Below are 19,324 nucleotides of genomic sequence, written 5' to 3'. Positions count from 1 at the left end.
TCCTATCTACGCAACACGCCCATCACGGGCAAGTCGTACACCACTCCCGTGGACGTGACCATTCGTCGAGCTCGGAAACAGCGTCAGTGGACCCAGCATCGACTGGCGTACGAGATGGCACGTGTCGCCAAGTCGTACGGGCTGGAGCCTCCCAGCATCAAGTGCCTTCGGTCCATGATCTGCAGGTGGGAGAATGATCTTCGAACGCCAGACGAACGGAACCGGCGACTCCTATGTGAGGCGTTGAGGATGGCTCTGAAGGACCTCGGGATGCCGATCGACGAAGACATCCCATGGCCACCTGTATTCTAGGCGAGGGTGCTAGCCTGCGTAGGCCGCCCTCTCATACGGGACCAGCTGTACAAATCAGATCGCACGTTGGGTGTTCCGTCCCGGGGGCAGGCTGGGCTGACGTGCCGACATGCCGTGCGTCCATCAAGTCCTGGCCGTTCGCCGTGTCGTTCGGCTTTGAGTCCCAGCTCGGTGCGCATCGCGAGCAGGCAACGACCGACGAGCCAACGCTGCGCCGTCGCGTTCGACGGCCGGCAAGAGTCGAGCAACTGCCGACATATCTCCTGCAGCGTCCCGGTGCGGCTGACCGAGCCATATATGCCGTCGACGGTGCCGGGCCGCTCCTCGAACGCGCCATCGGCTCTCGACGGCGCCGACGGGTCCAGCGGGACGGTGGATGCGTGCGTCGGGTTGCCGATCGGGTTCACCGCCTCACCTGTTCGGCCGGCGCGTCGGCGTCGGCTGTGGCGGAGGTCGTCTTGGCGCCGGCTTGGGAGTTGAGAAGCGAGATCCTGAGTTGGGCTCGTCATCGTGCTCGGCCTTTCAATGTCGGTCCTGTACGTTGTTTTGGCGGCTTCAATGGCACCCGGCTGTGGCGGCGAAACATGCGGATGTCGCTGCGTTGGCCGGTGCCGAGCCCAGGGCGAGGCGGGCGCCGTCCGCACCTCGGGGCCGTGCTGGCCGGTGGTTCGGGTCGCGGCCTTGTTCGCCGTGTCAGGCCCGAGGCTCGCCGCACCGGGTACCAATCAGCTCGTTGCGTGGCTACCGCCGTCAGCAGTGGGTAGTGCGACGGCTGGTGAGGCGATCTCGTCGTCGTTGGCCTCGGCCCGTCCGCCGGGGTGTTCGGCGCACGGCTCTCGGTCTGGGTCGTCGGGTACGGCGGAGATCTCCACGGCGTAGCTGCCGTTCCGGCAACGGATAACCTGCACACCGGTGGCAGTGCCGTGGACCTCTTGTAGCCCGTGTACCGTGCCATAACTCGTCGCACATGCTGTGAGCTGGGAGTTCTCGGCTCGCGCTGATGATCTCTGGTATGGCCGTGCGGTTGCTGTACCTGGGGATGATCAGCCTGTTCGGCGGACTGGGGTTGTTGATCCGCCGCGACAGGGCGTTGCTGGTCGAGGTCCTCGCGTTGCGGCATGAGGTAGCGGTGCTGCGCCGCCAGGTCACCGGCCGGCCGCGGCTGTCCTGGCCGGACCGGGCGATCCTGTCCGCCCTCGCCCGCCAGCTGCCCCGCCGGATGCGGGCACATCGGATCGTCACTCCGGCGACATTGCTGAACTGGCACCGCCGCCTGGTACGAAACCACTGGACCTACCCCAACCGGCCCGGCCGGCCACCGGTCAGCGACGAGATCCGGGACCTGGTGCTACGGGTGGCCGGAGAGAATCCGCGATGGGGGCACCGCCGCGTCCAAGGCGAACTTCAACGGCTCGGCCATCGGATCGGAGCGGGCACGATCCGACGGATCCTGGTCGGCCGACGTGTCGGCCCGCCGCCCCGCCATCAGGACACCAGCTGGCGTACCTTCCTGCACAACCAGGCCGCTGGCCTGTTGGCGATCGACTTCTTCCACCTCGACACCATCCTGCTGCGACGCCTTTACGCGCTGGTGGTTATGGAGGTGACCACCCGACGGGTCCACCTCCTCGGCGTCACCGCCCACCCCACCGGGCAATGGGTAGCCCAGCAGGCCCGCAACTTCACCATGGACCTCGGCGAGCGCGCCAACCAGTTCCGATTCCTGATCCGCGACCGCGACACCAAGTACACCGCCGCCTTCGACCACGTTGTCGCCGCCGAAGGCATCACCGTGGTCAAGACCCCATTCCCGCACCCCACAGGCCAACTGCTTCATCGAACGCTGGGGCCGCAGCCTCCGGCACGAATGCACCGACCAAATGTTGATCTACAACGAGCGGCACGCGCTGACCGTGATCGGCGAGTACGTGGACCACTTCAACAACCACCGGCCGCATCAAGGGCGGCAGCAGCTACCACCCAACCACCACCCGGCCGTCATCATCCCGATGGACAAGCCCGTACGTCGCCGACGACGACTCAACGGAGTGATCAACGAATACCACCGAGCAGCCTGACAGGATCTTCAAAGCGGCAGGTCATGGCCGGTGAACGAGTTTTGGCACGGTACACGGCGTAGCCAAACCTCAATTTCGAGCCCGACGCGGTCGCGACGTGGGGTACCTCCGCCGCGATGCTGCTTGGCTGTACGACTACGTTGATCGGATCCGGGAGGACGCCAGGGCCCGTGGTCTGGATCCGACGAGTCGTCCAGAGCGGAATGTCGTCGCGGGCGCGCGAGACCTGACCAACGCGCTCGTCGAGCAGGTGGCGCAAGCGCAGACCGAGGCCGGCGACGAGACCAGCATGTGACCAATTCGGACGTACTGACTGACGCCGACCGAGCCGCCGCGCAACACCTGGCTGACCGGGCCCATGATGTCGGCCGTAGTTTCGGGCGCGAACCCTGGCGTGAGTTCTGGCAGTGGATCAGCCGTGGACGGGAGGTGACACGGGGTGGCGATCGGTAGCCTTGATGATGTGTCCCATCGATACTACGAGTACATCAGCGACGGCAAGGTTGACATGCTGCTGGCGCAGGTCGACCCGGGTTTCTCGAGCAAGCGCGCCGGGGAGGTGTCCTTCGACCTGAAGGTCGTCGGCGGTAAGCGGAGCGTGGAGCGATCCGGTCCCGATCGGTACGCCCGCCTTGAGCGGGTGATGCGATACCTCGACGACCACGGCGACGTTGGCACGGTGGATGAGCCCGGCCAGTACTTCCGCGGCATTCTGCCGATGGCGTGGGGGCCGATGCGAACCGAGGAGGGCTCTGATCTGCTGTACTTCGGCGGACGCAGCGAGAGAACGATCGTCGGGCTCGGCGGGTCGCTGCACCATCACATTGGCGCGCAGCCGACGGATTGCCGGGGGACGATGCGGTCCTCGATGCCGGTGCTGCTGCGTGGTCTCGTAGAGGGCGAGGATCAGGTCCCTCACGATGATCCGGAGGCGCTTGGGCTTGTCCACCGGGCCAACGCCCGGCTCGGTGGGGTAACGCAGAAGCTGGAGTTCGTTGCGAAGCGGCTGCTTCATGGACCGAGCCCGTACCCGGAGTTGGACGGCGGGAACGAGCGGTGGGTGCTGCTCGGCAGCCCGCTGTACGTCGCGCAGGCCGGCTGACGTGACCCGGGTGTGGCGGACCGGCGAGGTGGTCCTTGACCAGTACGAGGTGCTCGACGTCGTGCACGGCGGCGGGATGGGCCTTGTGCACCGGGTCCGCCACCGCGGCTGGCAGGTCGACCTAGCGGTAAAGACACCCCGGCCGGCGCTCGTGGAGCGCCTCGACGCGCGCGGCGGCTTCGAGGCCGAGGCGGAAACCTGGGTGAACCTCGGCATGCACCCGCACACCGTGAGCTGCGTGTACGTCCGCAGGATCGAGGAACTGCCGAGGGTGTTCGCCGAGTGGGTCGACGGCGGCAGTGTCGCGGATGCCGTCCGGGATGGGCGGCTCTACGACCGTGGTCCGGCAACGGCACTCCGGCGTATTCTCGACGTGGCGGTGCAGGTCGCGTGGGGGCTTGAGCACGCACACGCCAACGGGCTGATCCACCAAGACGTCAAACCGGCCAACGTGATGGTCGACCGTGGGTGGACGGCCAAGGTCACCGACTTCGGCCTCGCGAAGGCCCGCGTGGCCGGCGGCGAGACGGCCGCCCCGCCGCCGGGCATGAGCCTGGTCGCCAGCTACGGCGGCATGACGAGGGCGTACTGCTCACCTGAGCAGGCGGCGGCGGCCGTTGGCGCGGGCGGGAGCCAGCTCACCCGCGCCACTGACGTGTGGTCGTGGGCGCTGACCGTGCTGGAGATGTTTAACGGCAGCATGCCCGGCGCCGGATACGGCCAGGCGGGCGCCGAAGCGCTGGCGGCGTTCCTCGACGGCGGGCCGGCGCGTCCGGGGCCGCCCCCGATGCCGCCCGCGGTGACAGACCTGCTGCGTCGCTGCCTCACGCGGGAGCCCCTCCTACGACCGCGCCGCATGGACCCGCTGGCCGATGAGCTGACCGCCATTTACGCCAAGATAACCGGTGAGCCCTACCCCCGGCAACAGCCAGCGCCGGCCACCCTGCTCGCCGACGGGCTCTCCAATCAGGCACTGTCCATGGTTGACCTCGACCGCGTGGCGCGGGCCGAGGAGCTGTGGGAGCAGGCACTGCGTGCCCAGCCCCACCACGCGCCATCGGTGTACAACCGCGGGCTGCACCGCTGGCGGGCCGGACAGCTGACGGATACCCAGCTCGTGGCCGAGTTGGAGGCGGTGTGCGCGGACGAGGGTGGCGACGGCACGGGCGAGTACCTGCTCGGGCTTGTCCACCTGGAGCGCGGCGCGTTGGCTGAGGCTGTCGAGCGGCTTCGCGCCGTGGCCGTCCGGCGACCGGCCGACCCAGACGTCGCGACCGCGCTGGCCGCTGCCGAGCGAGAGCCTGCCGACCGAACCCCGGTCGAGCTTCACGGTCACACGGGAAGAGTGCGGTCGGTGGCGCTGACCGCCGCCGGCCTGATCGTTTCCGGCGCGGGCGACGACCAGGGCGACTACCACAGCTCTCCCGACGGGACGGTCCGCATCTGGGACCCCACGACCGGGACGTGCAGCGCGACGCTGCCGGTCGACCGCCAGCGCGTCACCGCTGTCGCGGTCGACGGCGCGCTCGCTGTGACCGCCCGGACGGACGGCGCCGTATTGGTCTGGGACCTCTCGACGAGCCGGAGGGTACAGATCCTCCCCGGAGCCGTGCGCGGCTGGGGAGCGTCGGTCGACATCGTCGGCGACCTGGCCGTTACCGGCAGCGCGGACGGGTCCGTGCGGCTGTGGCACGTGCGCACCGGCCGGTGCCTGGCCACGTGGGCGGACCGAGAGGAGCACAATTCCAAAACGGAGGTCGGTCTCACCGCAGACGGGCGGTTCGTGCTGCGTGCGGACCGGGGACGGCTGCGCGTGTGGGAGGTCGCCACCGGCTTGCTGGTGCGGGTGCTGGAGTCGGACGGCACGGTCGCGCTGAGCAGCGACCGTGCGCTGGCGCTGCTGTTCGACCAGCGGGCGCGGGAGTTGCGGGTGTGCGCGACCGCCACCGGCGAGGTCGTACGGACCCTGCCCTGCGACCGCGACTGGGGCTGGACAGTGCTTGACGACGCCGGCCGGCTCGCGTTCTCAAACGGGCGGCGGCAGGTGTGGGAGCTGAGCGCGGAGCCGCGCTGTGTGCGGACGCTCGCCTTCTGGCGAGTCGGTGTGCATGCGACCGCGCTCACCGCCGACGGCACCATGGCCGCATTCGGCTGCAGCGATCGGCGTGTCAGGTGGTGGAGGCTTCCACCGGGCCCTCGCGCGCCATGGCACTACCAACGGCCCCGTGGACACGCGGACCTCGTGGAGCACGCCAGCGCCGTGCAGGGCATGCTCGACCGCGCCCGGACGCTGATCAACACCGGCCGGCCCACGGAGGCGGCCGAGGAGTTGCGGGCTGCTCGCGAGCAGCCCGGCCACCGGCACCGCCCTGAACTGCTGGAGCTCCGGCGCGAGGTCGGCCGGCACGGCAGACGCACCACCCTGCCCGGCGCCTGGCAACGCGCCGCCCTCGCCGGCACAGTGCCGATCGCCCTGTCCGCCGACGGCGAGACTGCGGTCACCGCCGACTCCGACGCCAACGTGGTGGTGTGGGACGTCCGAAGGGGAACGCGCCGGCACACGCTCGCCGGCCACCGCGTGTTCGTCGGCTGCCTGGCCCTCTCGCCCGACGGCGGCTCGGTGGTGACCGGCGGTCCGGATGGGCGCCTGCTCGTGTGGGACGTGCCCTCCGGGCAGTGCAGGCACGAACTGGTCGGCCACCAGCACGACGTCCAGAACATCGTCCTCAGCGCCGACGGCCGCGTGGCCGTGACGGCGGGCTCCGAGGACCACGCCTTCGTGTGGGACCTCGACACCGGGCGTCTGCTGCACCGGCTCACACACCGGTCTTGGCCAAACATCAGCATCAGCCCAGACGGCGCGACGGCGATGACGGGCGACAACCTGTACGCAGGCCCGGCACTGCGAATCTGGGATCTGCGCACCGGGCGCTGCCGCCGGACCCGGAGAGTCCGCAGCGGACTCCTCGCGATCACCCCGGACGGACGCTACGCACTCTCCGCGGGCGAGCGGGCCAAGGCCGTCGACGTGCGCAACCTGCGGACCGGCCGACGCCAGCGCACGCTGCAGACCAGCACCTCGGACCTGCGCGCGATCGCGGTAAGCCCCGACAGTAGCCTGGTCCTCGCTGGCGGCACCGACCGCACAGTCAGTGTGTGGGACCTGCGAACCGGTCGGCAGCTGCACAGGTTGACCGGGGACCTCGGCATCGTTGAGTCAATTGCGGTAAGCCACGACGGGCTCTTCGCCCTGTCCGCCGGGGACGACATGAGCGTGCGAGTGTGGGACCTGCGGACCGGCGCGTGCCTGCGGGTGCTCGAGGGCCATACCGGCCCGATCAGGTCCGTGGCGCTGAGCGCGGACGGCCGCCGCGCACTCTCGGGCGGGTCGGGCGGGACCGTGCTGGTGTGGGAGCTCGACTGGGACTACGCATTCCCCGAGGATGACCGATGACCACGACGCCGGTGACCCTGACGGTGCACAGCCGCGCGGGGAGCAGGAAGCTCGACTTCGCCGATCCCGCAACCGTCCTGGTCGGCCGCGCCGCGACCTGCGACCTCCGGCTCGACGAGCCCCAGGTGTCCCGCCGGCACTGTCTAATCGAGATCGACCCCCCGCAGGTGCGGGTCCGGGACCTGGGCAGCCGCAATGGCACCCAAGTCAACGGCACAGCGGTCCTCGAACGAGAGCTGGCGACCGGCGACGCGATCCAGGTCGGCGACGCGGTGATCCGGGTCGACGGGTCGTTCGGGATCATAGGCGCGCTGCTCGCGGCGGCCAAGGCGGAAGAACCGGACCTGTCGGAGCTGCGTGGCTACCGCGTCCTGCGACAACTGGGCAGCGGCGCGCAGGGCGTGGTGTACCTGGCCAGCCACGGCGAGGAGTTCGTGGCGGTGAAGGTACTGCTGCCGGGCGTGGCTGTCGACCCGAGCGTGCGCGATAGGTTCCTACGTGAACTCGAGAGCACGCGCGCGCTGCGTCACGCGAACATCGTGACGTTCCACAGCAGTGGCCCCAGCGATGCCCAACTCTTTTTCACCTGCGAGTACTGTGCGGGCGGTAACGTGGACGAACTGGTGGCCCGGCGCGGCGGCCGGCTGCCGGTGGACGAGGCGGTGCCGATTGCGTTACAGGCCCTCGCCGGGATCGAGTACGCGCACACCGCGCCAGTACCAGCCCGGTTGGCCGACGGCAGCGTCGTCACCGCCAGGGGGTTGGTGCACCGGGACGTCAAGCCCCAGAACCTCCTGCTCGACGCCAACGGGGCAGTGAAGGTGGCGGACTTCGGCCTGGCCAAGGCGTTCGAGAAGGCCGGCCTGTCCGGATGTACGCGAACGGGTGCGGTGGCCGGCTCGGTCGCCTTCATGCCCCGGCCCCAGCTGATCGACTACCGGAACGCACGCCCGGCGGTTGACGTGTGGGCGGCAGCGGCCTGCCTGTACTGGATGCTTACGGGCACCACCCCTCGCGACTTCCCGCTGGCGGGCGACCCGGTAGCCGTAGTGCTGCGTGAGCCCCCGGTCCGCATCCGCGACAGGCTCCCTACTGTCCCTCGGCGACTGGCGGCCGTCGTCGACGCCGCATTGGTCGACAAACCCGGCATAGAGATCACGACAGCCGCAGAGCTGGCTAACGCGCTGGAGATGGCACTCTGACAGCTAGGTCGGCGGTCTGAACGTCGGAGCCGGCGGTGTTGGCACACTGCTCTCGGCTTGTCAGGACGCCTGGCAGGTCAGTTCGGCATGACGCTCCGATGCGCGCGGATCGCGGCATGAGAGTGCGCGGTATTGGGGGTGCCCTCCCACGGTCGCCGCCCCAATCGGCAACCCCACGTGACTCACGGCAAGCAAATCACCGACAACCAGCATGACGACCGCGTAGAGCGAAGCGATGACGGCCATCGGCACGTCCGTGAGCACATGAAGCAACTCGCCGGACGCCCGCCACCACAACGGTCGAGCCGGCCGGCCATGCTCCGGGACCGCCAGTCTCAGCAAGGAATGCTTGCCACAGACGGTTCCGGCGCGACTGGGCGGCATACAGTGGCAGCGTGGTCGTCGATGGAGTGTGGGTCGGCGTCGACTTCGGCACGTTGAACACCGCCGCCGTGCTCGCCGGGCCGGGAGCACGGACTCGCCCACTGCTGTTCGACGGCTCGCCACTGCTGCCGTCGGCGGTCTTCGCCGACTCCGACGGCGGGCTGCTGACCGGCCAGGACGCGCTGCGCTCGGCGCGTATCCATCCGGAGCGGTTCGAGCCGGCGCCGAAGCGATGTATCGACCATGGCACGGTGCTGCTGGGCGGCCGGACCGTACCGGTGGCCGACCTGATCGCCGCGGTGCTGCGCCGGGTCGCTGTCGAGGCCGACATGGTCGCTGGGCAGCGGGTGCGTCGGGCAGTACTCACCCATCCGGTCTCCTGGGGACAGCAGCGACGGCAGACCCTGCTCGCCGCCGCGACCGCCGTGTTCGCCGAGCCGGCGTTGGTCACTGAGCCGGTCGCGGCGGCCAACTACTTCCTCACCATCGCCGGCCGCCGGCTCCCGGCCGGTTCCATCGCGATGGTGTACGACCTGGGCGCCGGCACGTTCGACGCCACCGTGGTACGCCGCACGGCGGACGGCTTCGAGGTGCTGTCCAGCGGCGGGCTGGACGACGTCGGCGGGCTAGACATTGACGCGGCGCTGATGACCAGCCTCGGCGAGGTCTACCGGGCCCGGGACGGGGCGGCCTGGTCCCGGCTGCTTCAGCCGACCACCGCCGCCGACCGGCGGGCGTCCTGGATGTTCTGGGACGACGTCCGGGGCGGCAAGGAGATGCTGTCCCGCACCTCAAGCGTCACGCTGCATGTGCCGTTCCTCGACGGAGAGGCGCTGCTGGGTCGGGAGCAGCTCGACCGGCTCGCCGAACCGATCCTGGGCCGGACCGTGTCGGTGGCGGCCCGGGTGCTCGCCGCAGCCGAGGTGGCACCGGCCGAGCTGGCCGGCGTGTTCCTGGTCGGCGGGGCGAGCCGGATGCCGCTGGTCGGCACGCTGCTGCACCGACGGCTCGGCCTACCGCCGGTGCTGTTCGAGCAGCCGGAGCTGGTGGTGGCCGGCGGCAGCGTCCATGCGCCGCTGCCGGCCCGGATCGATCTGCCGGCACCCGAGCCCGTCCCGACCCTGGAGCCATCGGCCGAGTCGAGGTCGACCTCCGCGCCAGCGTCACACCCCGCCGAGTCGGGGCCGACCTCCGCCCCGGAGCCGGAGTCTGTGCCGTCGGACCCGGCAACACCAACGCCGGTGGTCGCGGTGCCGCTGGAGCCCGTACTCGCGATTCCCGTAACCGCCGGCCCGCCGTCGGATGCCGGTGCGGCGCCAGAGGTCCGGCCCGCAACGCCCGGCACACCGGGCTCCCGCCGGCGTAGGCGATACGGTCTCGCGGCCGGTGTCGTGGTGCTCACGCTGCTCGGCTACACGGTGTGGAACATCGTGCCGCTCGACGGCGCCGGCCGGTCCGGCGGTGCGGCGACCACCACTCCCACCCGCTCGGCCTCGCCGCCGCAGCCGACCGTGCTGGAGCTGCCAACCGGCACTGCGGCGCACACCGTGGTGCTGAGCCCGGACGGCCGGCGCCTCGCCGCGATCGATCAGTACACCATTCGGACGTTCACGTTTCCCGAGCTGGCGCCGATCGGGCGGCCATTGCAGGTCGGCAGCGAAACCCACACAGCTCCGGGCGGCGCCGCAGGCCCGGACGCCAGAGAGGACTTCGCGGCGGCGGCGTTCAACCCGGACGGGCGGACGCTAGCCACGCACGACTCGGGAGCGTTCGGTTACATCCAGGTCTGGGACGTGGCGAGCGGCCGGCGGATAAAACGGATCAGCGACACAGGACAGGCCTCCTGCCTGGCGTTCAGCCCGCGGAACGACCGGTTCATCGCCTGTCTCGGCTCGAACGATTCGGCACTGGTGTGGGCCGTCTCCGGGTGGCGGCCGCTCGGTGCGGTGCGGAGTGACCACACGGGAGTGATGCGGCACGCGGTGTTCAGTCCGAACGGCCGGTTGCTGGCCACCGACGGCGGTGCGGGAAACGTCCTGCTCTGGGACGCGCGCACCCTCCGACAGCCGGGCAAGCTCGCGGCCAGCGAGTTTCCGGCGACCATGGATGTGGCCGCCGATCCGGGGGTGGCGATAGCGTTCAGCCCGGACGGTAGGACCCTGGCGACCGGCGGGATGGACGGCACTGTCCGGCTGTGGAACGCCGACACCCGTCACCAGATCGCCGTACTCGGCCGGCACGCCGGCGGTGTTTTCAGCCTGGCCTTCGCCCCGGACGGGACGACGCTGGCTAGCAGCAGCGGACAAGAACGGACGATCCGGCTGTGGGACATGACCACCCGCCGGCACATCGCGCCGGTGCCCTGGGGCGGACCGTCAGGGGTTAAGGGCGCAGGCTTGTCCTTCAGCCCGGACAGTCGCACCATCGCGCTCTGCGTCGGAGACACGGTGCAGCGGTGGGAGGTAGCAAGCGTCCGGGCGTACGCCGCCTCCGCATCCCCCGATCCCGATGGCCCGTAACGAAGTCAGGCGAGCGGACGCGATCGCCTCCCCGAGATGAGTGAGGAGATCGTCAACATTGCACGCATTTTGGGAGAGCTGCTGGAGATAGGTCGCGGCTCGGGTGAGGCTACCCGTCACGCCGGTGCCTACGACCTCCACCCGTCCATACTCGGAGTTCACGGCCCCAGTATGACGGTCCCCACCGACATCGGAGTCGGTCAATTCCGACCTTGTCGGGCGGGCTGGGCTCCGAGATTGACCAGCTCGGCGGTGGTCGGCGGAACACCCTCACGGGGGTGGGGAGGAGCGTACTGGGTTGTATGGCTCGCGCCCGCAGAGACGGCCGGTTCAAACCTGGCTGTTGCCAGCCGCAGTGGAACAGCCGACGTCCACGCCGCGCCGACGGCGCGAGGCATCCGCTCATCGGCAGATCAGGATGTTGAGCGACGACAGAGGCCGCTACGGTGTGTGATGGCGGGCTGCTGCGCGCCGCCGCGCACGGTCGGCGGCAGATCCGTGCGTGGCCGATACCGTTTCGACTCATGGATCCTAAGGAACGCGTGCGGGACATCATGAGCTCAATGTCGCAGCGCCGAGTCGGGCCGCTCTTCGACGCGATGGCCGAGGACGTCACCTGGCGCTGGATGGGTGTCAGTCAGTGGTCCCGGACGTTTGAAGGCAAGCAACTGGTGGTGGACACACTGTTCGGAGGGGCGCGGGAAACGCTCAGCCCGTCGTCGAGCGTTGAGGTGCATTGCATCCACGGTGACGGCGACTTCGTGGTGGTGGAACACTCGGGACGCAACGAGTTGGCTGACGGTCGTAGGTACGACAACAACTACTGCTGGGTCTTTCGATTCCAGGACGGACTCATCCAGGAGGTCCGTGAGTACATGGACACCCAGTTGGCCACTGAGACATTCGGGCCTGACGGAAGCTCGTGACACGATCTCGATTGGTCATGTCCTGCTCGAAGTCCGCCGCTGCGCATCGTCCCCGTGGCTCACCAAGGGTCGTCATCTCCTTCGCCCCCCTCGGCTACCTCGCACCGTTCCTCCGCCACGCGAGGGTCTTCCGGTGGGTCACGCGTACACGCCCACGTGCAGTGCCGGTCCTACTACGTTGCCGCCATCGCGTGGTGGATGACTGTGACCGCGGGCTGCTCCGCCGTCATCGCGGGTTACCTGCGATACGCGTGGTTACGAGGTCGGCGCGACATCGCCGGTGTAGGCCGCGTCGCGGATTTCCTGCGGTGCCCGAAGGAGGTGGGCGGCCAGCAGCGTCAACCAGGCCCAGGCGACGGTGACCGTCAGGCGTTGGATCAGGCCGCCGACGTCGACGAGTCCTTCTGCCTGGAGGGAGGCCGCGACGAACAGGACGAACCCGATGGGGAACAGGACGCCACTGAGCGTCGAATAGAGCGCCCATCGGCGTTTGCCCCACGCGGCGAAGTGTCGAGCGAAGACGAAGTACGCGGCGGTCAGCGCCAGGAACCCGACGAGGGATGTCTTGCCGTGCAGGTCGCCGTGTGTGGTGGGTGGCACGGTCATGGCCGGTGTCCCGGGTGGGTAGCCACTGACCGGGTCGTCGAGAAAGACGCCTGCCCCGAGCAGTCCCAACCCCCAGACGCCGATCAGCAACGGTCCCGAGGTCGAACGGCGTCCGCGTTCTCGCAAGGCGCCGGGCAGGCCGAGGGCGAAGATGAGCATGAGCGACCCGGCGACGACGAAGTTGGCCTGTTGGACCCAGCCGAGACTGCTGCCCAACTCCAGGGAGCTGCCGTGGTGGCGAATCGGGTCGTAGTCCTCGCGAGTGGCCCCCTGGACGAGGAGGACGAGCATGAACAGCGGTCCTGCGATCGCACCGCACAGCAGGGAGATACGGCGGAACATGTCGGTCTCCGAGGATCGCTAGTCGGATGAGGGGATGGGCAGTCCGTCTGCGAGCTGGCGTAGTGCCTGGCGGATCGACGGCGCCAAAGCCGTCGGGGGATCTGCGTTGAGCCAGTGATCGGTGGCCACCTCGTACGCGGCCACGACCGCGCCGGCCACGATCTCGGGAAACATGTCGCGGTTCGCGTCGAGGCCGAGTCGTTCGGCGATCGCCTCGGCGAGGGTCTGTCGCATGACGGCATTCGCCTTCAGGTACTCGCCCACCAACAGTGGAGAGCTTGTGACGAGGCGTACCCCGGCGGTCCATTGTGGGTCGGGCGCCTCGTCCATGCCGGCGTATTCGGCGAGGACCGCGCCGATGATCGCCTCCCAGAATGGTTCGGACGGAGGGCGCTGACGCAAGGCATCCCCCGCGCGCCCGGCCCGGTCGACCGCCAGGGCGCAGATCGCTTCGTATTTGCTGGAGAAGTAGTTGTTGAACGTGCGGGGCGACACATTGGCCGCGGCGGCGATGTCCTCGACCAGGAGGTTGTCCAGCCCTCGTTCCACCGCCAGGCGCATCGCGGCGTAGCCCAACGCCTGGCGGGTCTCCATCTTCTTGCGCTCGCGCAGGCCGAGGTTCACGCATCCATCGTACACATTCCTGCGAGTCACGCAAGATTGCTGATCACGCAGAAATGCTGCGCGTTATGGTCCGGCCGATCACCCACACCGCTGGTGGCGGCGACAAAGCCACACGACGTTCTTGCCGGCCTGACGCTCCGGTAATCGCGCTTCGGCAGAGGAGGGCAATCGGTAGCCGGAAAACTGGTACCGGTTCTAGCAGGTACAGCGGTGCTCGCACTCGGCTCGGTCTTCGCGGTGGTGAGTCCTGCCTACGCGGCACCGACCTGCTCATGTGCGCCAACGATCCACCACGATCACGAGAACGTGAGTACCCTGACCGGACTGGACCACGCGCCGGTCCATTCAGGCCAACCACGTCCGCCACGTTTCCGGGCTCCGCGCAGCGCGCCTCGTGCCCACGCGCATGGAAACGCCGATCGGTTTCCGGCAGCGGTGTCGGCGTCGGACGCAACGATGGGCCGCGACCCATTACCTGAAGGAGAGCTGGCATGGCCAAGGTAGAGGCGAACATCTCGATGTCGCTGGACGGCTACGTCACCGGCCCGAACCTCGACCGGTACCCCGGACTAGGCGAAGGCGGCGACGTCATACAGGCCTGGGTCGAGGAGAGCCGGGCTATGGACTTCGCCTTCGGGGAGGAGCGCCAGATCGCCGGGTCGATCATCACCAGCCGGAAGGTGTACGACGAGACCGCAGGCTGGGCAGTGGAGGACGGGTTCTACCGGCTGCCGGTGTTCGTGGTTACCCACCGCCCGCACGACGTGGTCGTGAAGGGGGAGACCACGTTCACGTTCGTCACCGAGGGCATCGAGCACGCCATCGAGCAGGCGAGCGTGGCCGCTGGGGACAAGCTGGTGCACATCATGGGCGGTGCCAGCATCATCCAGCAGGCGCTGGCGGCAGGGCTGGTCGACGAGCTGTTCCTCCACGTCGCGCCGGTGATCCTTGGCAGCGGTACCCAGCTGTTCGAGCGCTTTGGGGGTCCGATTCAACTGGAGCGGGCCGAGGTGATCGAGTCCCGGCACGCCACTCACCTGCGGTACCGGATCCTGAATTAGCGAATCGGTCGAACCCCGGAGACGCGGTCAGCCGCGGGAGGGCGTCTCAACCTTGCGCTGGACTCCTTGCGAGCGCCCGAGCCGCCCCGTCGCTCAGCCCCGCGCCGTCCACGTCGGACAAGAATCGCACGCCGTTCCCCTCCGCCACCGCCCCGAACAGGCCGCGCTGGTTCTAACCGTCTTGCCCACTTGTCGTAGTAGCCGCCGTCGATTCGGATGGTGGCGCCTGTGATGTGGTCGGCGACAGGGCTGGCGAGGTACGCGACCAGGTCGGCATAGCTTGACGACCCGATGGAGACCGCGGGCTGATCTGGTGTGCTACGCCTACACCGACTCGACCGCATCGGATATCCGCTCATCGGCACGAGCGTGCGTTCGGGAGCTGGACGATGGCGTACGGAGAGTGACGGGGTGCGGGTGTCCAGCGCGCCCGCTCGGCGGCAGATCCGTGCACCTGATCTTGGTTGAACGGCCGCGTTGCCGCGAATGCTGGTCGGCGGTTGGTCTGGGGCGAGGATGCCCTGCGCCGGCCGAGGACATGCCCGACATATCATGCACGACATGATCTCGCAGCTGACGACGCGATCCATCCGTTTCGCATCGCCGTCTCACAACGCGATCTGGACGATCTCCACGAGCGCCTCGACCGCACCCGTTGGCCCGACGAACTGCCCGGCGTGGGCTGGGCATACGGGGTCCCGCGCGACTACCTCAAGGAACTCGCGCACTACTGGCGGCACGCCTACGACTGGCGGTCTGCGGAGGCCGAACTGAACCGATGGCCCCAGTACACCACCAGCATTGACGGAGCCACCATTCACTTCGCTCACCTCCGCTCACCCGAGCCGGAAGCGACCCCGCTGCTCATGACGCACGGCTGGCCCGGCTCAATCGTCGAGTTCGCCAAGGTCATCGGCCCGCTCACCGATCCGCGGGCGCACGGCGGCGATCCCGATGACGCCGTGCACCTCGTGCTCCCGAGCATCCCGGGCTTCGGCCTGTCCGGGCCCACGACGCAGGCAGGCTGGGAGTTCAAGCGGGTAGCCGCCGCGTTCGCCGTGCTCATGGAACGTGTCGGATACGAGCGGTACGCAGTGCAGGGTGGCGACTGGGGAGCAATCATCTCCCGAGAGCTCGGCCGCTCCCGGCCCGACCGGGTCATCGGCGTGCACCTCAACCTGCTGCCCAACTCGTTCCAGGCTCAGGAACCCGCCCCGCACGAGCTGGCGGCGCTGAGCCCGAAAGAGCGCGAGCGCACGCTGACCTCCTGGGAACGCATGAAGGCCTGGAGCCGTGAGCGTCAGGGATATGCCGACCTTCAGTCCACCCGTCCACAGACGCTGTCATACAGTCTGACCGACTCGCCAGTGGCTCAACTGGCCTGGATCGTCGAAAAGTTCAAGGAGTGGACCGACTCTAAGGACCTCCCAGAGGACGCCGTCGACCGCGACCAAATGCTCACCAACGTGATGCTTTACTGGCTGACCGGCACAGCCGGCTCCTCCGCCCGCATTTACTTCGAACGGGCACACGCCGACTACTGGGGAAACCCCCCGGAACCGTCGCCCGTACCAACAGCGCTGGCAGTCTTCCCGCAGGACAACTTCATCCCACTACGGCACATCGCGGACCGCACGAACAACATCGTGCAATGGACAGAGCACGACCGCGGCGGACACTTTGCAGCGATGGAGCAACCGAGACTCCTCGTCAACGACATACAACGGTTCATCCGGACGCTTCGCGAGACCGAGAACGCACCTGTCTGACGGCCCCAAAATTACTACGAGCACGCTTCAACCCTTGACCTCCGTGAGTCCACCGGAAGCGGCCCTGGCCGACCACCCTCAACCGGCACCGCAGCAGCAAGTCAACCGGCGGCTGCACCTGCCAGCCACCCGGTCAACACTTGAGTGACCAACTGGATCCGTGAATTGACGCTGGCGGCGATGCACGATCATCGGCACGAGCGTGCGTCCGACACCTTGAACGACAGTGCACGGAGAGTAACGAGGGCGTTGGTGTGCGACGTGCACGATCGGCGGCAAAAGAGAATGCCTTGCAGGCCGACACAAACGCACATGTCCTCGGAATCGAGGCGATAGGGTGGCGCGGTGTTCTCCGTCGGCAGGCGTGACTCGATCCGGGAGCAGTTGCTCGGCTTAGCCGAAGATGACCCCGCTGTCGTCGGGGCCGCCATCACCGGATCCCACGCCGTCGACGGCGGCGACCGGTGGTCGGACATCGACCTGGCGTTCGGTATCGAAGGTCCGCTGGATTCAGCCATGCACCGCTGGACTGAACTGCTCTACCGTGACTTCGCCGCCGTTCATCACTGGGACTTGCCGTCCGGCTCGTCGGTGTACCTGGTGTTCCTGCTTCCCGACATGCTCGAAGTGGACATCGGGTTCACCCCGGCTGCGGAGTTCGGGCCGCATGGTCCGAACTGGCATACCGTCTTCGGGCATCCCGCACAGGCGAAGGAAGATCCGTCCCCCTGTCGGCGGACTCTGGCCGGGTTGGGATGGCACCACGCCCTGCACGCGTGGATATGTATCCAACGACACCGCTGGTGGCAGGCCGAGCAGTGGATCAGCGCCCTACGCGGCCAGGTTCTCGCCTTGGCCTGCTTGCGCCTCGGTCATCCCACCAGCTACGCGAAAGGCGCCCACCTGCTCCCCTCAGAAGTGACCGCGCCGCTGAACACCACCCTGGTCCGTGCGCTCGACGAGGCCGAGCTCACCCGCGCTCTCTCCGCGGCTACGGCTGCGCTGATCGCGGAACTCACGCTCGCCGATGCGCCTCTTGCAGCCCGACTCGCCCCCATCCTCAGCGACCTGCGCGTCGATAGCCGTCCACCAGGCCCGAGCTTCCGCTTCGCTGACGGCTTCCGCTCTTCGGCATGAGCGGACGTCCATGCGCTTGGAAGTACCACGGCTGGCGACTACCGATGGTGACGGACGCTCCGACGGCGCCGGCGCCCACGATCGGCGGCAGGTCCGGATGCCGCCGGATGGCGTGCCCGCTCTACTCGGCCGCTGTAGCAATGGAGTCGGCGATGACTCCGTCCGGTGCGGCGATGTGCGGCTGCTATCCCGCGAGCACGATCAGGCGGACGTGCACGATGTCGTGGAGGGCAATCTCCTCGTTCTTGCGCACCGAGTGCCGCAGCGGCAGCACGTAGCCGCCGTCCTTGGGAAACAACGAGGTCCGCCATCGGCTCCGCCCGAGCCGAACCTCGACGGGCACCATGCCCCAGCCGTATGTGACCGCCGATGCCAGCTGGCGCACGACGTCGGCGCACTCGGGCGGCACCGTCACGAAGTGGTACGGGGACGGCCCTCGCCATTCCCACACCACGCCCTCGAACTCGCACTCCATCACGGCATCAGGCGACGCAGAACTCATTGCCCTCGGGGTCCTGCATGACGACGTGTCCCAAGGCGTCGTCGTACCACTCCTCCCGGACCACCGTCGCGCCAGCGGCTACCAGTTCGGGCAGCTTCTGCCGGATCAGCCGTGCGCGCTCGTCCATATCCCATGGGCCTGGACCCGCCACCCGGACGTCGATATGCATCCGGTTCTTGGCGGACTTGCCCTCGGGCACCTTCAGGAAACCAATCGCGGGCCCCCTGCCATCGGGGTCCACGACGGACGCGTTGTCGGGCTCATCGAACCCGGACTCCTTGACATACCCAAGGGCGAACGCCCAGAAGGCGGCGAGCCGCTGAGGATCGTCGGCGTCGCACCCCAAGGTCCAATAGGTCGCCATGGCGCCAACGTACGTGAGACGAGGCGCGCTGTCATCGGCAGTTCCGGACGTCGACCGACCCGGAGGCCGGGCTACGGAGCGTGACCGCTCGGGCTGGATGGCGCGCACGGGTGGCGGCAGATCCGTGCACGAAGCTCAGGGAGGATTACTTACCCGATCGCTCCTTGAGGGCTTCCCGTACCTGCATGAGCGCGAAGCCGAGCAGGTTGAGCCCGCGCCAGCGATCCGGCTGCTTCGCGGCTGGATCGTCGTGGGCGCACCCGATGCCCCGGACGCGGTCGACGGGGCTGGCTTCGACGAGGATTCGCCGTCCGGTGCCGAGTAGGAAGGTTTGCAGGGCTGGATGCTGGCCGAACTTCGCCAGGTTGCCGCTGACTACGATCGGAAGGCGGTGTTCGTTCCATGCTCGCTGATCGAAGCCGGCGACCTGGCTGCCGAGGGTCTTGGCGGCGTGCGGATGCGGCGCGACGAGGATCCGCTCAGCTATCGGGTAGTCGTCGAACAGTGTTGCCTTGCGCCACATCATGTAGTGCTCGGCGGTCGGGAACTCGTGCCCGTCAGCGGTGAACGGTGCTGGCCACCACTGGCTCAAGCATCCCGCGCCCACGCCTCCGTCGCGCTCGGGCCGATGTCCCCAGAAGAACAGAAACCTGAGCCGCTGACCCTGCGCTTGGGCCGCGGCCAGATCAGCGACGCTGCGAACTGATGCGAGCATGTCGGCGAGTCTGCCCTACCGCCGCGCCGGCGCACCCGGCATTTCCGCAGAGCTGGGATCGGCAACACCGGGTGCGTTCTGGAACGCCGCCAGACGGTCGAGCAGCTGACCGTAGTCGGAACTCGGCCAGACGATGACTGCGATGGACGGCCAGCAGCGCCCACCTCGCGGCAGACATCCCAGGTTCTTTGGTGTCAAGCGGTGGGTTGTAGATGGCTCCAGGCGGT

16 protein-coding genes are annotated in these 19,324 nt (G+C 68.4%); 10 read left to right on the top strand and 6 right to left on the bottom strand.

From position 1 onward, the window contains the following. Positions 1-1,660: 1,660 nt before the first annotated feature. A complete protein-coding gene (locus ACFP2T_RS46500; RefSeq protein ID WP_377434097.1) occupies positions 1,661-2,149 on the bottom strand; it encodes a hypothetical protein in 489 nt (162 codons plus the stop codon). On the opposite strand from ACFP2T_RS46500, the gene ACFP2T_RS46495 reads away from it, so the two are divergent. The 7 genes from ACFP2T_RS46495 to ACFP2T_RS46465 all read left to right on the top strand — a co-directional run bounded on the left by ACFP2T_RS46495 (position 2,082) and on the right by ACFP2T_RS46465 (position 11,977). Continuing rightward, positions 2,082-2,390, top strand: coding sequence for an integrase core domain-containing protein (locus tag ACFP2T_RS46495; protein WP_377434093.1), 309 nt, complete (start codon positions 2,082-2,084; stop codon positions 2,388-2,390). The genes ACFP2T_RS46500 and ACFP2T_RS46495 overlap by 68 nt on opposite strands. 97 nt (positions 2,391-2,487) lie before the next feature. Next, positions 2,488-2,685 carry a hypothetical protein gene (locus ACFP2T_RS46490; RefSeq protein WP_377434090.1) on the top strand — a complete coding sequence of 66 codons (198 nt, stop codon included), beginning with the start codon at positions 2,488-2,490 and terminating at the stop codon, positions 2,683-2,685. Positions 2,686-2,829: 144 nt separating this feature from the next. Next, positions 2,830-3,492, top strand: a complete 663-nt coding sequence (locus ACFP2T_RS46485) for a DUF7019 family protein (RefSeq protein ID WP_377434088.1) — start codon at positions 2,830-2,832, stop codon at positions 3,490-3,492. A 1-nt stretch (position 3,493) separates the two neighbouring features. Then, a complete protein-coding gene (locus ACFP2T_RS46480; protein WP_377434086.1) occupies positions 3,494-6,946 on the top strand; it encodes a protein kinase domain-containing protein in 3,453 nt (1,150 codons plus the stop codon). Positions 6,947-6,957: 11 nt separating this feature from the next. After that, on the top strand, positions 6,958-8,148 hold the full coding sequence (locus ACFP2T_RS46475) for a protein kinase domain-containing protein (RefSeq protein WP_377434083.1): 1,191 nt from the start codon (positions 6,958-6,960) through the stop codon (positions 8,146-8,148). 395 nt (positions 8,149-8,543) lie between these two features. Then, on the top strand, positions 8,544-11,051 hold the full coding sequence (locus ACFP2T_RS46470; protein WP_377434082.1) for an Hsp70 family protein: 2,508 nt from the start codon (positions 8,544-8,546) through the stop codon (positions 11,049-11,051). Positions 11,052-11,575: 524 nt separating this feature from the next. Further along, positions 11,576-11,977 (top strand): nuclear transport factor 2 family protein, encoded by a 402-nt coding sequence (locus ACFP2T_RS46465; RefSeq protein WP_377434081.1) that lies wholly within the window; start codon positions 11,576-11,578, stop codon positions 11,975-11,977. Between the two features lie 255 nt (positions 11,978-12,232). Here ACFP2T_RS46465 and ACFP2T_RS46460 read toward each other — a convergent pair whose 3' ends face one another. Both ACFP2T_RS46460 and ACFP2T_RS46455 read right to left on the bottom strand, forming a co-directional pair. Beyond that, complete coding sequence (locus ACFP2T_RS46460) at positions 12,233-12,925, bottom strand: DUF998 domain-containing protein (RefSeq protein ID WP_377434080.1); 693 nt, start codon at positions 12,923-12,925, stop codon at positions 12,233-12,235. 18 nt (positions 12,926-12,943) lie between these two features. Continuing rightward, a complete protein-coding gene (locus ACFP2T_RS46455; RefSeq protein ID WP_377434079.1) occupies positions 12,944-13,549 on the bottom strand; it encodes an acyl-CoA-like ligand-binding transcription factor in 606 nt (201 codons plus the stop codon). A 491-nt stretch (positions 13,550-14,040) separates the two neighbouring features. Here ACFP2T_RS46455 and ACFP2T_RS46450 point away from each other — a divergent pair, with 491 nt between their 5' ends. The 3 genes from ACFP2T_RS46450 (at position 14,041) to ACFP2T_RS46440 (ending at position 17,516) form a co-directional block, all read left to right on the top strand. Next, complete coding sequence (locus ACFP2T_RS46450; RefSeq protein ID WP_377434077.1) at positions 14,041-14,610, top strand: dihydrofolate reductase family protein; 570 nt, start codon at positions 14,041-14,043, stop codon at positions 14,608-14,610. A 584-nt stretch (positions 14,611-15,194) separates the two neighbouring features. Continuing rightward, the gene (locus ACFP2T_RS46445) at positions 15,195-16,379 is read left to right on the top strand and encodes an epoxide hydrolase family protein (RefSeq protein ID WP_377434095.1); all 1,185 of its coding nucleotides are present in this window, start codon (positions 15,195-15,197) and stop codon (positions 16,377-16,379) included. Positions 16,380-16,724: 345 nt separating this feature from the next. Next, on the top strand, positions 16,725-17,516 hold the full coding sequence (locus ACFP2T_RS46440) for a hypothetical protein (protein ID WP_377434076.1): 792 nt from the start codon (positions 16,725-16,727) through the stop codon (positions 17,514-17,516). Between the two features lie 184 nt (positions 17,517-17,700). Here ACFP2T_RS46440 and ACFP2T_RS46435 read toward each other — a convergent pair whose 3' ends face one another. From ACFP2T_RS46435 to ACFP2T_RS46425, 3 genes are all read right to left on the bottom strand, one after another. Further along, positions 17,701-18,018, bottom strand: a complete 318-nt coding sequence (locus tag ACFP2T_RS46435) for a DUF1905 domain-containing protein (protein ID WP_377434073.1) — start codon at positions 18,016-18,018, stop codon at positions 17,701-17,703. Further along, a complete protein-coding gene (locus ACFP2T_RS46430; RefSeq protein WP_377434070.1) occupies positions 17,999-18,382 on the bottom strand; it encodes a VOC family protein in 384 nt (127 codons plus the stop codon). The genes ACFP2T_RS46435 and ACFP2T_RS46430 overlap by 20 nt, the downstream gene beginning before the upstream one ends. A gap of 145 nt (positions 18,383-18,527) precedes the next feature. Beyond that, entirely contained in the window at positions 18,528-19,097 is a 570-nt protein-coding gene (locus tag ACFP2T_RS46425) for an NADAR family protein (RefSeq protein ID WP_377434069.1), read from the bottom strand. Positions 19,098-19,324: the final 227 nt, after the last annotated feature.

The organism is Plantactinospora solaniradicis (genome assembly GCF_042658085.1).
Taxonomy (GTDB): Bacteria; Actinomycetota; Actinomycetes; order Mycobacteriales; family Micromonosporaceae; genus Plantactinospora; species Plantactinospora solaniradicis.
This window is presented reverse-complemented; position numbering and strand designations above follow the sequence as displayed.

Bases quoted from the DNA above. Each gene is read 5' to 3' on its own strand.
- ACFP2T_RS46500 (WP_377434097.1), bottom strand. From the start codon at position 2,149: ATGAAGCAGTTGGCCTGTGGGGTGCGGGAATGGGGTCTTGACCACGGT.
- ACFP2T_RS46465 (WP_377434081.1), top strand. From the start codon at position 11,576: ATGGATCCTAAGGAACGCGTGCGGGACATCATGAGCTCAATGTCGCAG.
- ACFP2T_RS46460 (WP_377434080.1), bottom strand. From the start codon at position 12,925: ATGTTCCGCCGTATCTCCCTGCTGTGCGGTGCGATCGCAGGACCGCTG.
- ACFP2T_RS46450 (WP_377434077.1), top strand. From the start codon at position 14,041: ATGGCCAAGGTAGAGGCGAACATCTCGATGTCGCTGGACGGCTACGTC.
- ACFP2T_RS46435 (WP_377434073.1), bottom strand. From the start codon at position 18,018: ATGAGTTCTGCGTCGCCTGATGCCGTGATGGAGTGCGAGTTCGAGGGC.
- ACFP2T_RS46430 (WP_377434070.1), bottom strand. From the start codon at position 18,382: ATGGCGACCTATTGGACCTTGGGGTGCGACGCCGACGATCCTCAGCGG.
- ACFP2T_RS46425 (WP_377434069.1), bottom strand. From the start codon at position 19,097: ATGCTCGCATCAGTTCGCAGCGTCGCTGATCTGGCCGCGGCCCAAGCG.